The sequence below is a fragment of the Chitinophagaceae bacterium genome (assembly GCA_016717285.1).
GTDB lineage: Bacteria > Bacteroidota > Bacteroidia > Chitinophagales > UBA10324 > JACCZZ01.
Map to the genome: position 1 here is coordinate 1,054,892 of JADKFU010000005.1, position 14,229 is coordinate 1,069,120.

Annotated in this window: 12 protein-coding genes and 1 pseudogene; 2 read left to right on the plus strand and 11 right to left on the minus strand. The window is 40.9% G+C overall.

Annotated features, from left to right (window positions below; genetic code table 11):
- Nucleotides 1–53: 53 nt before the first annotated feature.
- A complete protein-coding gene (locus IPO83_14245) occupies nt 54–1,511 on the minus strand; it encodes an oligosaccharide flippase family protein (GenBank protein ID MBK9732412.1) in 1,458 nt (485 codons plus the stop codon).
- 339 nt (nt 1,512–1,850) lie between these two features.
- On the opposite strand from IPO83_14245, the pseudogene IPO83_14250 reads away from it, so the two are divergent.
- Nucleotides 1,851–2,980, plus strand: a pseudogene (locus tag IPO83_14250) (glycosyltransferase family 4 protein).
- Between the two features lie 116 nt (nt 2,981–3,096).
- On the opposite strand, the gene IPO83_14255 reads toward IPO83_14250, so the two are convergent.
- From IPO83_14255 to IPO83_14265, 3 genes are all read right to left on the minus strand, one after another.
- On the minus strand, nt 3,097–3,315 hold the full coding sequence (locus tag IPO83_14255) for a DUF86 domain-containing protein (GenBank protein MBK9732413.1): 219 nt from the start codon (nt 3,313–3,315) through the stop codon (nt 3,097–3,099).
- Nucleotides 3,315–4,319, minus strand: a complete 1,005-nt coding sequence (locus IPO83_14260) for a T9SS type A sorting domain-containing protein (protein MBK9732414.1) — start codon at nt 4,317–4,319, stop codon at nt 3,315–3,317. The genes IPO83_14255 and IPO83_14260 overlap by 1 nt, the downstream gene beginning before the upstream one ends.
- Before the next feature lie 118 nt (nt 4,320–4,437).
- Complete coding sequence (locus tag IPO83_14265) at nt 4,438–5,577, minus strand: cystathionine gamma-synthase (GenBank protein ID MBK9732415.1); 1,140 nt, start codon at nt 5,575–5,577, stop codon at nt 4,438–4,440.
- Nucleotides 5,578–5,779: 202 nt separating this feature from the next.
- Here IPO83_14265 and IPO83_14270 point away from each other — a divergent pair, with 202 nt between their 5' ends.
- Entirely contained in the window at nt 5,780–6,340 is a 561-nt protein-coding gene (locus tag IPO83_14270) for a Uma2 family endonuclease (GenBank protein MBK9732416.1), read from the plus strand.
- A 65-nt stretch (nt 6,341–6,405) separates the two neighbouring features.
- Here the strand turns inward: IPO83_14270 and IPO83_14275 are convergent, their stop codons facing one another.
- The 7 genes from IPO83_14275 to serC form a co-directional block, all read right to left on the minus strand.
- On the minus strand, nt 6,406–7,122 hold the full coding sequence (locus tag IPO83_14275; GenBank protein ID MBK9732417.1) for a hypothetical protein: 717 nt from the start codon (nt 7,120–7,122) through the stop codon (nt 6,406–6,408).
- 454 nt (nt 7,123–7,576) lie between these two features.
- Nucleotides 7,577–9,127, minus strand: a complete 1,551-nt coding sequence (locus tag IPO83_14280) for a peptidase C1 (protein ID MBK9732418.1) — start codon at nt 9,125–9,127, stop codon at nt 7,577–7,579.
- 358 nt (nt 9,128–9,485) lie between these two features.
- Nucleotides 9,486–9,764 carry a hypothetical protein gene (locus IPO83_14285; GenBank protein MBK9732419.1) on the minus strand — a complete coding sequence of 93 codons (279 nt, stop codon included), beginning with the start codon at nt 9,762–9,764 and terminating at the stop codon, nt 9,486–9,488.
- A gap of 56 nt (nt 9,765–9,820) precedes the next feature.
- Complete coding sequence (locus IPO83_14290; GenBank protein MBK9732420.1) at nt 9,821–11,065, minus strand: DUF1015 domain-containing protein; 1,245 nt, start codon at nt 11,063–11,065, stop codon at nt 9,821–9,823.
- A gap of 1 nt (nt 11,066) precedes the next feature.
- The gene (locus IPO83_14295; GenBank protein MBK9732421.1) at nt 11,067–12,035 is read right to left on the minus strand and encodes a D-2-hydroxyacid dehydrogenase; all 969 of its coding nucleotides are present in this window, start codon (nt 12,033–12,035) and stop codon (nt 11,067–11,069) included.
- Nucleotides 12,036–12,121: 86 nt separating this feature from the next.
- Complete coding sequence (locus tag IPO83_14300) at nt 12,122–12,844, minus strand: Crp/Fnr family transcriptional regulator (protein ID MBK9732422.1); 723 nt, start codon at nt 12,842–12,844, stop codon at nt 12,122–12,124.
- Between the two features lie 35 nt (nt 12,845–12,879).
- Nucleotides 12,880–13,956 carry a 3-phosphoserine/phosphohydroxythreonine transaminase gene (gene serC, locus IPO83_14305; protein MBK9732423.1) on the minus strand — a complete coding sequence of 359 codons (1,077 nt, stop codon included), beginning with the start codon at nt 13,954–13,956 and terminating at the stop codon, nt 12,880–12,882.
- Nucleotides 13,957–14,229: the final 273 nt, after the last annotated feature.

The window sequence follows — 14,229 nt, forward strand, 5'->3', positions numbered from 1 at the left end:
GTTTCAGGTTAAAGCATTCTTTGTCCTTTATAGATCATCTAATTGTACAAAAATCATATTGAAGTATCGGCATCAGATCTTAATAAAGGCAATATTTTGCTGATCTCAATCAGACCCAGCAAAAATGCGAGACCTAATGAAAGCAATGAAAACAGTATCATACCACTCAGCCAGTTATAATACCACCAATGTGTGGTAAAAAATATACTGTAACAACCGATAATAAATACGAAAAGCCGCAATAGCAAAGGCCTGTTGGCTTTGAAATGAAATACTTTTATTGACAGCAGGAAATTTAGTGCCCCGATCACAAGATTGGTAATGCATGCAGCAATTGCAGCACCCAATGCGTGGCTCATTGGAATCAAAGCGAGGTTTAAGGTGAAGTTAAGCACTACAGCCATCAATGATATAAGGATGAGTTCTTTAAGGTTGCCATTGGCAGTCAGCAACGTACCGAATATATAAACGGTGGCTGTTCCGAGAAAACTGTAAATAATTATGGAAAGAATAGAAGATGAATATTCCGTTGCATCGTGGTATAACAACTGCATGATCGGTCCTGAAAAGAAGGACAATGCCATACAGATGATGAATGAAAAGATAAAGATGACGGTGAAACTGGTACGTGCAAGCGACTCGATGTTCTGTTGCTTGCCAAGCATGCGCGAAAAGATGGGTAATAATAAAACGGCAAACAGGTAACCGAATTGATTGAGTGCATCCAGCAAACGGTAGGCAGATGCATAGATACCGGCTTCGTGGGCGCCTGTTTCAGGCAACAATTTATTAATCATGATGCCATCAATACGCGAATAAACAGCCATCATCAAAATGAGCAAAGCAAAAGGAAATGAACGCCTGAACAAACCGGTAGCAAAATTCCAGGAAAAGTGAAAATGGAAACGGCCGCTGACATGGATGATATATCCAAGGGCGATAATCAGCGTCACCAGGTAGGCTATCGTTTGTGAATAAATAAAATACTCAATGCTGAAGTGCGCCCGAAGCGAAGGAACTACCAATAATGTCCCGCATATAAGAATCATCAACGCCTTGTCCATTACGGAAATCATACTGTCCACTTTGAAATGGTGGAGCGCAGATATGTTGGAACGGGAATAGACAATGAGGGATGCAAGTACCTGGTTTAAACCAATCACGCCAAGCAGGTATATTTCAAAGTGAGAAAAGTGTATTACAAAACCCAGCAGCAGCGTCACGACCATGTAGATCGCTGCAAGCGCGATTTTGATACTGAATATATTGGAAAGATAATCCGGGAGTTCACTCTCATTGCGGGCAAGGTGACGGTTGTTGTAATTGCTGATGCCTGCATCCAGTAAAATCTGCGTCAGCATCGAAAGATTAAACAGCACGAAATACATTCCATAAGCCGACGACCCGACAACATTTTGTACCGTTCGGTCAATACCAAGAATCCATAAGGGCTTGATCAGGACATTCAGCGCAACAATAAATACAAGATTTCTGAAAAATAATTTTTGCATGCAGCAACTGAGGTGATTATTTCAGGATGTTATTTGCAGTGCGAGAATAGTGCAGCGCGCACAAAGGTAAAATGTCTGGGTTTCCTGGCGGGAAAAAAAAATAGTAGTGAGTAGTTAGTAGTGAGTAAAGAGTCGTTAGTCATTAGTCGCTAGTTGTCTAACTCAAGCTGATTTCAAAGTATTGTTCTTGCAAATCACCGGCTTCGCCGCAACAATTTAGCAATTCAACAATTTAGCAATTCAACAATTTAGCAATTCAACAATTTAACCATCCCACCATTTAGTCACCCTACCATTCAACCCAATAACAACCTAATAACCAATAGTTATCTTTCGCCCGTGAAGATTGCAGTCAACACCAGATTTCTACTTAAGAATAAATTAGAAGGCATAGGATGGTTTACCTATGAATCGCTGAAGCGGATCACGCAGCAACATCCTGAGCATGAGTTTGTGTTTCTCTTTGATCGCCCGTATCCGGAAGAATTTATTTTTTCATCCAATGTCACCGCAATGGTAATTTTTCCGCCTGCACGCCATCCGTTTTTATGGTATTGGTGGTTTGAACATGCTGTGCCTGCGGCATTGAAAAAAATAAAACCGGATCTGTTTCTTTCCACAGACGGTTATTTATCTCTCCATACCAAATTGCCACAGGTTACAGTAATGCATGATCTTGCCTTTGAACATTTCCCTGATCATGTACCTGCAATGACCATGCGTTACTACAAGTATTACATGCCACGGTTTGCAAAAAAAGCAAAACGGATTGCAACGGTTTCGGAATATTCAAAGCAGGATATTGTAAAAATATATGGAGTGGCACCGGAAAAAATTGATGTGGTGTATAATGGGTCCAATGAATTATTCAAGCCATTGAAGAAAGAGGAACAGGAAGTGGTGAAGCAACAATTTACAGCAGGTGATCCGTATTTTATTTATGCAGGAGCTTTACAACCAAGAAAAAATATCATCAATCTCTTTAAAGCTTTTGATTTCTTTAAGAAAAGTAATCATTGCAATGTAAAACTGGTGATGGCAGGCAGAAACTGGTCGTATGATGAAGCGATGAAAGTGCATGCTGCTATGCAATTTAAAGAAGAAGTGATTTTCCCGGCCATTTAACACGGCTTGATTTGTCGAGGTTAATGGGTGCAGCGGAAGCGCTTGTATATGTTTCGCTCTTTGAAGGTTTTGGAATTCCTATTGTGGAAGCTATGCATTGCGATGTTCCTGTGATCACTTCCAATATTTCTTCCATGCCGGAAGTTGCAGGTGACTCAGGATTGCTGGTAGATCCTTATTCGGTTACAGACATTGCTGAAAAGATGGAGCTGATTCTTAAAGATAAGAAATTGTGTATGCAACTGATTGAAAAAGGAAGATTGCAGCGTAAGCAATTCACCTGGCAACGTACTGCTGACAGATTATGGGAATGTATGATGAAGGCAGTGGAAGAGCGCAGCTAAGTGCAGGACGAAATAAATTTTGGCAGTGTTCAACTATTGTAAACTCCTTGCCGTTGCCGGTTGCAAACCATGTCAAAGTTGTCAGTTCAGGATTAACCTGACAATGGTGTTGTCAACTAAAATTCCTTCTTAAGTATTTCAGCAACCACTGTTTTCAGTTCAGGTAAATCTTTTCTTATGGCCTCCCATACAATGCCGAATTCAATTGCATGGTATTCGTGAAGTATAAAATTCCTGAATCCTCTCACTTTATGCCATGGATATTTATACTTATTAAGTATTTCATCGTCAACATAAATGATTGCTTCTCCAATTATGCTGAATTGTTCATTCATCACTGCACAACTATTTTCCCACTCACCTTTCCTGCATTGTGTTGAACCACGACATCATAATTGCCTGCGGCTAAATCAGAAACATCCAACGTTATTTGCTGATTCCCTTTTATCAATACACCAGCATAAATCGTTTTTACAATTCTTCCGGTTATGTCGGAAATAGTTGTGGTAACAGATGAAGTGCGGTTCAAATTAAAATGGATGGTGGAGATTGAATTGGAAGGATTAGGATAGATATTCAATGTTGAAATAGCTGCTGTTGTTTCATGAATGCCGGTAATTTCATTTTGCGTAACCAGTATATCATCCACACTCAACAGGTTATCGTCTTTTGATCCATGTACAATAGCGATGTATATTTTCTGGCCAACATAAGCGGCCAGACTCACGGATTGTGGCTGCAATACCCCAACGAAGCGTGCTGAATCATTGTGGTATTCCGTATAAGTTCCATCCTCGCCATGCACCCATCCAGACGAGAAAGTATAATGGCTGAATCCACTATCCACATCCAAAGCTCCCACAGAAAGATATTCTGCTGCTTTGAAGAGTGTATCGGTAAAACATTCTTCCACATTACAATCGGTTGAAACCACCACATAATAGCCATCGAGGTAACGCGGTGTTTGATAGGGAGCGGATTTCCAACTCAGTTGTGCGCTGGCATCTTCTATGTTTAAGGGTGGGAGAATCAGGTAGTTCGCAACTAAATTGGCAGGGGAAGTCCAGGAGTTGCTGGCAAACACCAGTGTTGAAGTATCAATATCTGCAAATCCAAACGTCCAGAACCACTCACCGGGTCGTCCGGTGCCGCTGCCATCATTGAATCCATCCTGGTCGTAATTCACCCAGGTTTCATCATCGCCATTCGGGAATGTGGGTTCGATGTAAGTTGTGGGATCATTTTCAAAATTTTCAAATACAAGTGTGTCTATTTGGCCAAATACAAGTTGTTGAAAACATAAAAGAAAAATGGCGAGGATGGTGTAGCGTTTTTTCATGGGTGTATTTTAATTGTATAAAAATCCGTATTCAAATTATAAAATGCAAATCATTGGGCTACTATTATGGATCGGCGCAGAGACGCAATGCATTGCGTCTCTACGGGTGGTCATTTAATCATCCGATGGCCTGTTGAATATCTTCCATCAGGTCATCAATATCTTCCACACCTACACTGAGGCGGATTAAAGAATCAACCAATCCATTTTTCTCCCGCTCTTCTTTAGGAATAGAAGCATGCGTCATCGAAGCAGGATGACCGATGAGCGATTCCACACCGCCCAATGATTCTGCAAGCGAGAATAATTTTGTTCCGGAAAGCACCTTGATGGCATCTTCCATTTTATTTCCTTTTAACGTAAAGGAAATCATGCCGCCAAATCCGCGCATTTGCTTTTTTGCAATCTCATGATTCGGATGGCTTGTTAATCCGGGAAAAAGTACCGTCTGCACCTTAGAATGGTCCGATAAAAATGCTGCCATCTTCAATGCATTTTCGCAATGACGTGCCATTCGCAGATGAAGTGTCTTGATACCGCGCAATACCAAAAAGCAATCCTGTGGTCCGGGCACACCGCCACAGGCATTTTGCAAAAATTTCAAACGCTCATGCAATTCTTCATCCTTAGTAACAATAGCACCCATCACCACATCACTATGTCCGGATATATATTTTGTAACCGAATGCAAAACCAGATCTGCACCGAGATCCAATGGATTTTGCAGGTATGGGGAAGCGAAAGTATTGTCAACACATACCAATGCGCCCACGCTTTTTGCCGCAGCAACAGCGGCGGCAATATCAATAATGTTCATCATCGGGTTGGTTGGAGTTTCCAGCCACAATAATTTAGTATGGGGTGTTATGTGTTTTTCAATCGTACCGGATTCATGCATGGGAATGAATTTAAATTTCACGCCATACCGTTCAAACACTTTTGTGAAAATGCGATAGGATCCACCATACAGATCGTTGGTGGAAAGCACTTCATCGCCGGGATTCAGCAATTTGATGACTGCATCAGTTGCAGCCATGCCACTGGAAAAGCACAATCCAAATTTGCCGTTTTCCAATGCGGCGAGATTATTCTGCAACACATTACGTGTTGGATTTTGAGTACGTGCGTATTCATAACCTTTGTGATCACCCGGCGCTTCCTGCACATACGTGGAGGTTTGATAAATAGGCGTCATGATAGCTCCTGTAGTTGGATCGGGTTCAATGCCGGCATGCAGTACTTTGGTGGCGAATTTCATGTAAGGAAAAATTTAAGTGCGCAAGTTAAAGGATTTTAAACCGCGTTGTGCAGTGGATTTGAAATAGTAATCTGCACTTTCCGGATTGCATCCTGCAGCTTGGTTACGAGGTACGAACTTCAATCAATCAGAAATATTAAGAAGGTAGACCCGGCACTTAGCATTTTCTGCTGCTTTTAGAATGTTGTAAAAGGCAGCATAAATGTTTAAAAAGGTAACTTTAGGTTTCAGTATGGAAACAGAAGTAAAAAGGAAAATAGTAACATCGGAAGAATATGAAAAACTTCCGGAAGGATCGCCCTATCAACTTATTAATGGAGAACTTATCATGTCGCCGGCCCCAAAGGATAATCACCAGGCAATTCTTATCGAATTAGCAGCAGGTATTTTTTTGCATGTAAAGGAAAAATTGTTGGGTAGTATTCGTACCGCTCCTTATGATGTTCATTTTGATGAAGAAAATATTTTTCAACCGGATATTATTTTTCTATCCAATGAAAACCTGAAAAATGTGCTTGATGACGGATATTTTCATGGTGTTCCGGAACTGGTAATAGAAATACTGTCAACCGGAACTGCGAATTATGATTTAACAAAGAAGATGCACGTTTACGAGCATTTTGGCGTAAGGGAATATTTTGTTATTCATCCTGTTGACAAAGAGGTTCATTGTTACCGGTTACAGGAACACAAATTTAAGGAAGCGTATATTGAATCAGGAATTATAAGGTCTGAAGTACTTCAGGCGGAATTTGTTTTTTAAGTCCTTCGGCTACTCTGCTATTAAATCAGGATTTTCATTTGAAAAATCAAACTTGATGTGAATCATCATTGCCTGATAAACTGAAAGTACTTGCTCTTCATGTAAAGAACAATATCATATTCCAATCCTGTTTTCAGCATGTATTCAGGAATATCACAATAATCAAGGAACGAACTGATTTCGTCCGGTTTCAGTGGGATCACATCATTGTCAATATATTTCTGTAAAATTTCCCGTTGCAATTCCCGCTGGTGTACTTTATTCATCAGCTCCGCATAGCCACGTTTGTCTTTTTCACGGTTGCTGAATTGCTGATAAAGAGCAGTGAACGGACTCTGCAAAACCTGGTAACCGTGCAGTTCATAATCTTTTTTATTGTAACCAAGACGCAAGGCATCGCGATGAATGAGTTCAAATTCGCGGTTTGACTGAACTTCAATGTTTGGGAGTTCAATCTGAATCTTGTTGAGGAAGATCGTGATCAGGTATTTCTCTTTACTAAGAGAATCTCTGAATGAAATTGTTTTCGAAGAATAACCTGTGGCAACAACAAAAATAGAATCTTCCGGAGCAGTGGTTAATCTGAAGTAGCCGGCGTTATCACTGAAAAAGCGTTCCTGCGTACGTTTGTTGATGAGTTGCAGATTGATAATGGGGCGTTTGCTGATCGAATCAATTCCCCATCCTGAAACCTGAATTGTTTTGTCCTGTGCGCATGCGTTGTGCTGAACACAGATGGCTGAAACGATAAGTATAAAAAGAGTGAGCTTCCTTTTGATCAAGATAAAAGTGCATTGGTTGTTATAAACCGAAATAAACGAAAATTATAATAGGGAAGTCTGCTGATAAAAAATTGCATTTGATTTTAGCTGGATTTAGTTTTAGGAATTTTTAAAATATTGTGTTGAAACATGGTTGTCTTTTCATTTTTTGTAACACGCCAAATTCATTCATTCATTTTACATTTCACGATAATGTCGCTCCTACGGAGCTTTCGGAATTTTGATGATACGATTTCTACCATAATGCCGCTCCTACGGAGCTTTCGGAATTTTGATGATACGATTTCTACCATAATGTCGCTCCTACGGAGCTTTCGGAATTTTGATGATCGATTTCTACCATAATGCCGCTCCTACAGAGACACTGACCACTGACCAATTACTAATGACCTATGACCAAGGACCGGACTAAGGACTAAGGACTAAGGACTAACGACTTACGACTCTCTCCTCACTACCTCTTATCCACCTCAATCACCATCGCCACAGCCCCATCTTTCACATTGTTCAAAGTAAAACTGATATTCTCTCCGGGATTGAAACTTACCGATTGCAGCAACTGATTTCCCAAAGCTTTTTTTACTTTTTCTTCATACGATCCCGATTGCTGACTGATGGCAGTATTCAATTGTTTGTAATCGATAGGTTTTTTAGTAACCACGATGGCCATAAAATCTTTGCTGCCTGCTTCATCTGCCTGCATCGAGAAATCTTTTGGAAACAAACGTGTGCCGGTGATGCCGCAATAAGGAGAATGCTTAGGTGTGTAAGGAAATAATACATAGCTGGAATTATCCGTCTCTTGTCCGAAGAGATACGTATAACATTCCAAGGTATTCGTAACCTGGATTTTAAACTTCGTGCCTTTCGCAATAGGTTTTGAAGTGTTGAATAGGATACCACCATTATTTCTTAGTGGAATATTTTTCTGTGTGGCATTGTCTATCAATCCAAACTGCACCGACAAATTATTCGAAAGTGGTTTATCAGCGTTGCCCATTGGATAAACGCCGTATGCTTCCTTGGTAAAATAAGCGAAGTCCTTATAACGAATCCAGGCAAGACCGTTTTGTCCCCATTCAGTTCCCCAACTGTTCATGAGTTGGAAAGCGCCTTCATTGCCATATTTAAAATCATCATAACCCACTATGCACATGCAATGACCGCCAAAATTCATCATGTTGTAATCATTGGAAGAAGGCACCCACACTTCCTGTCCCATCATAGGTTGCATAAAACTTCCGCCCACCATCATGCCTACTACTACAGGAGCACCTTGTGCAAGGTTTTGCTTGATGGCCAGCATGTCCACTTCCTGGTTGTCACCACTTTTTGTAAGCCGGTTATAGCCGGTCATTTTAAATTGTGTTGCCGCTTGTTTTTGAGCGGAAGAAGGTTGGTTGGAACAGCTCTGTTCATTGTATGGAAACTGTGAAAGCGGAAGCACACCTTGTCCCTGCATTACATCCATGGCCTTTTCAATGTAAGAACCCTGGCAGCCATCGAGAGAGATTTGATTATACAAATACGAAGGACTGAACGCAACCTGGTTAGGATTCTGACCTGTGCGTTGCGCCTCGAGAATGGTACGTGCTGCATATGCATTTCCCCAACCTACACAGGAACCTTGTTCACCCTGGTTCAATCTTTTAGGGCAGTATTTTTCCAGCGTAACTCTTTCGGGCAAAGGATTCTTAACATTATCTGCCAATGGTTCAAATACTTCCGTTTTATCATACAAGGCAGGATCAAATTCAGCGCCTGTTGAAAGATATTGTGAAGCAGTGTTTGTGCCCGGAGAAAAATTTCCACCCAAAAAATAATACGCTGCTCCGGCGATTATCAGCAATACAATGCCTGTCTTTGGATTTTTCCTGAACAATCCGATCAACATCGGAAGAAAGGCGAGGATGGAAAAACCGCCGCCACCACCCGGACGTCGCCCGCCACCGGGATAATTATCTCTTTGTTGAGGGTTGTCGTCTCCGACCATTCTGATTGGCATAGGTGAGGGAAGGGGTTGAAAAGTTTGAAATGTTTAAGGGTTTGAGAGGGTTTAAGAGTTTGAAGGGTTTAAGAGTTTGAAGGGTCTGAAATGTTTAGTGGTTGGTAGTGGTTGAAGTTTTTAAGTCCTATAAGTTTGAGTTATTTGAATCTTTCTCAGTAGGAAAATTATGGCTAATTGAAGATAATCCAAAAAATATAAAGTTAAAAGTCCGTAATTCTAAGAATCTGTTTTGAAATCAATTAATTTTTTTACAATGCTCTTTGGTTCGGCTTTGCCAGAAGCGCACCCTGAGCGCAGCCGAAGGGTAAGCGATGTAACAATTATATTTATTGATTTCAAAACAACTTCTTAACTCTCAAAAGTATTTTACAAAAGCAAACCACTTCCTCTTTTTCAAATAATTCAAGTCATGATCATTTGCGTACGCCTCTCTTTCGAAAATGATATTGCGGTAAGCCGAATAATGGTCCGGATATTTGAAGCGATTGATAAGATAATGTAACAGGTACAAAAAGTAAAATGGAAGAATCAAAAGTTCCAACTGCTGCCGGAGATGAATCAGCTCATGGTTGAGTATGATTGAATCATTTACTAAGTAGCTATCGCGGAAAAGGATAAATGGAAACAATGCCATGCCGCGGACATGTAATTTTTTTACAATGATGATGAATGGATATTTCAACCTGCCGTTTATAATTCCATCTTAAAAACTATAAGTCCGCTCATCAGCTTTGGTTCAAACCAGGTGGACTTGGGAGGCATCACTTCATTCATATCGGAAATGGCGAAGAGTTGTTCCATTGTAACCGGGAAAAGTGAAAACGCTACAGTGGCTTTGCCTCTCAATACAGGCTTTTCCAAAGCTTCAAGTCCTTTAATTCCGGGAATAAAATCAATGCGCTTATCGATGCGTGGATCTTTAATTCCTAAAACGGGATCGAGCAGGTTGTTTTGCAGGATAGAAACATCCAGCGATTCCACCGCATCATTTGTAAAGGTGCCTTCACGCGCTTTTAACTTGTACCATTTAAAATTCAGATACATGCCAAACCGGTGAGGCTGCGACGGATCATAAGGTGAACGGTTTGCTTCTTTCACCTCAAATTTTTCACTCACTAATTTCAAAAATTCTTTTTCAGTATGACCGTTCAGGTTTTTGATCACGCGGTTGTAGTCGTAGATGCGAAGCTGATTGGATGGAAACAGGCAGGTGAGCAGATAGTTGAAATCATTTGATTTCAATTGGTTCAGCTTGTCTGCCATTTGATTTGCATAAATCGCAGCCGCTGCTGCGCGATGGTGTCCGTCAGCGATATAAGAGCACGGAACATGCTGATTGAAAAGATCTGTGAGCTCATCAATTGTTTTTACATTGTTCACTACCCATACTTCCTGGCGCACGCCATATTCATTCACAAAATCATAGGCGGGAAGATGTTCATTGGTGATGAGCGCAATCACCATGTCAATTTCATCAACTGGTGTATATGCAAGAAAGACAGGATTTGAATTCAGCAAAGTGCTCTGGATGTGCAGCACATTTTCATTTTCTTTATCAGCACGGGTATGTTCATGCTTTTTTATTCTTCCTTCATGATAATCTTTGATGTGAAGACAACTGATCAGTCCGGTTTGTGTATGCTCTTGCAAAGACAACCTGTAAACATAAAGGCAGGGTTGTTCGTCGCGCAGCAGGGTGCCTTCTGCCACCATTTTCTGAAAATAGAGACGCGCGAAATCGAAAAGTTGCTGTTCTGTTTTCGGAGTATCATCCGGAAAATTAATTCGCGGCTTTACCACATGCGCAAAAGAATAAGGATTTTTACGTGCTTCTTCTTTCCTGTGCTGATCACTCAGCAGGTTGTTCGGATTCAAAGCTACTTTAGCTGCCAGCTCCGGGAGCGGCCTGAAACCTTTAAAGGCTTTTATGATCACGCTATGATGATTTTCCGGATGATTCCCATTGGGAAAAATTCAAAATGATATCCACTACTTCTTTGCCAATGCGATCTTGTGCTTCCTGAGTGGAAGCACCGATGTGTGGCGTAACAGAAACACGGGGATGTTGCAGCAATGCAATGTTATTGGTTGGCTCTTCTTCATACACATCTATGCCGGCATAAGCGACTTTCCCTGAATTTAATGCTTCCAGTAATTCCGTTTCTTTAATCGCGCCGCCTCTTGCACAGTTTATGATACCGACACCATTTTTCATCATTGCAAACTCTTCCATTGAAAGCACTTGCGCTGAACCAGCACTGTGAATAGTGATGAAATCGCTGTTGCGAAGCACTTCTTCTTTGGATGATGGCTTCAACGGAACAGTCACTTTCATATCATTCATCAACTGCAATTCAAGGTTCCAGTCGCGCGGAAATAAATCATAGGCAAGCACCTTCATGCCACAACCCACCGCAATTTTTGCAGTGGCTTGTCCGATATTTCCAAACCCGATGAAGCCGATGGTTTTTCCTTTCAGTTCACTTCCTTTCGAAAATTTTTCTTTGAGTATTTTAAAATTTGTTGCGCCATTCAGGGCCATTTCACGGTTTGATTCGGGAAGAAAACGTACCAGTCCGAATAAATGGGCAAATACAAGTTCTGCTACAGATTGAGAAGAAGCAAGTGGTGTATTTTTAACGGTGATACCTTTTGATTGCGCATAGTCCACATCAATATTATCGAGCCCTACACCTCCACGAATGATAAGTTTCATTCTGGTAATTACATCAATCAACGGTTGGCGTACTTTAGTCGCGCTGCGGACAGTGAGTGCATCAAATTCATTAATACGCGCCGCTAATTCATCTTGTGGAATTTTGGTAGTGTGTACCTCAAAACCTGCTTTTTCAAGTGCTTCTTTTGCCGATGGTTCCATGCCATCGTTGGCAAGAATTTTAATCATTCCGTTTCATTTTTCGTCAGTTGCGAAAATAGCCAAAGGATTATGTTTTTTGTATGAAATAATTCTAAAGTCAGAAGACGGAAGCGTTATGGAAGGAGGATATTCCTGAATCCTTTCAATAATTTCTCCAGCTCTTTTTCTTTTTTGATGGAGATATATTTTCCTGCCAGCACGAGCACATTCTCTTTTTTAAATTGTGAGAAGGTCCTGATGACTTCTTCCAAAGATGCACCAATGATATCAGCATAATCCTGCCTGGATAATTTTACGGCCAGCACTTTAATTCCGTTTCGTGTTTTGGTACCGTAAATCTCTTGCACGGTAAGCAGTGCATCTGCCAGTTTTTGCTTTACAGTCATCTGCGAAAGTGAGCGGAGTTTATATTCCGCGCGGCGCAGTTCAGCAGCGTAGAACATCAGCAAGTTGATGGCAAGGGCAGGGTTCTGTTCCAAGGCTCCTAAAAAATCAACTGTTTTAACAAAACAAATAGTGCAATCTTCCATTGCGCTGGCACTGATAGGATAAATCATAGGATAACCTAATCCACGATGTCCGAGTATATCTCCGCTTTTTGCAAGACGTACAATCTGCGAACGCTGACCAGGGCCTGTGTTATACACTTTAACTTTTCCGGAATAGATGAAATAGATTCCTGAAACGGGTTCACCTTCTGTAAAAATTACAGTGCCTGACTTATAAAGCTGAATCGTTTTATTGACCGCCAGTTTTTCTTTCCATTCACTTATCACAAACCGGTTTACGAAACAATCTTTAGAATCGCAGGTGGTACAAATAGGATCGGCTTGCATAAAAAATAAAGTGAAACGATGAACTGGAGCACCAACTACTTTTTCATATGTGTAGCTTCAAACTCCTGCATTATGCTGATAAGTTTAGCAACGCCTTCATCCGGCATGGCATTATAAATAGATGCCCTGAAACCACCTACTGAACGATGTCCTTTGATGCCGATACATCCATTTTCTTTGGCAAACTGACCAAAAGTTTCTTCGAGTGATGTATCGGTCATGATCCAGGTCACATTCATCAGCGAACGGTCTTCAGCGGCTACATTGCCTTCAAAAAGGGAGTTCCTTTCAATTTCCGAATACAGTAATGCTGCCTTAGCCTGGTTGCGTTTTTCCATCACCGCAATACCACCGTTCTCTTTTAACCAGCGAAGTGTAAGCATGCATACGTAAAGTGCAAAAGTGCTCGGTGTATTATGCAATGAATTGTCCTTGATATGCGAACGGTAATCGAGCATGGTTGGAATCGGGCGACTTACTTTTCCAAGCAGACTTTCTTTCATTATCACCAGTGTTGCTCCGGAAGTGCCCAGATTTTTTTGTGCACCGGCATAGATCATGTCAAATTTATTCCAATCCAACACCCTTGAAAAAATATCAGAACTCATATCCCCGATCAAAGGAACAGGTGAGTCAGGAATCAATTTCATTTGACTGCCATGAATGGTTTCGTTGGTCGTGATATGAAAATATTTCGAATCGGAAGGAACAGTAAATCCCTTCGGTATGTAAGTGTAATTTTTATCGGAGGAAGAGGCAACCACATTCACATTGCCAAAGAGTTTTGCTTCTTTAATCGCTTTTTTCGACCAAGAACCAATTTCCATATACGTTGCAGTTTCATTCGTGTCGAGCATATTGAACGGAATGGTACAAAACTGCATGGTTGCACCGCCCTGCAAAAAGAGGATTTTATATTCATCTCCAATTCCAGTAAGATCCCGCACTAATTGCTGCGCTTCCTCCAATACGGCCGTAAATTCTTTGCTACGGTGTGAGATTTCAATAAGTGATAATCCGATATGATCCAGTTCAATAACCGCTTTGGAGGCCTGTTCGAAAACAGATGGAGGGAGAATAGCTGGTCCTGAATAAAAGTTGTATTTCTTCATGCGTAGGTTGTTAAAAGAAGGCGCAAAGCTAAAGAATTTTCGATCTAACAGGAATTGTGAATCAATAATACTATTAGAATAAAGCAGGAAGTTGCTGATTTAAAATTTTACAAGTTATCCAACGACTATTCACTGATGAATTTTACAGAATAATATGCAAAATCATCGAATGACTGATTTAAATTGAACTACCCTTCGGCAAACTCAGGGCGTTCCATCAAATCAACTTCAACCAATTGAACATCACACCTGACTCAAGAATGATATTTTTGC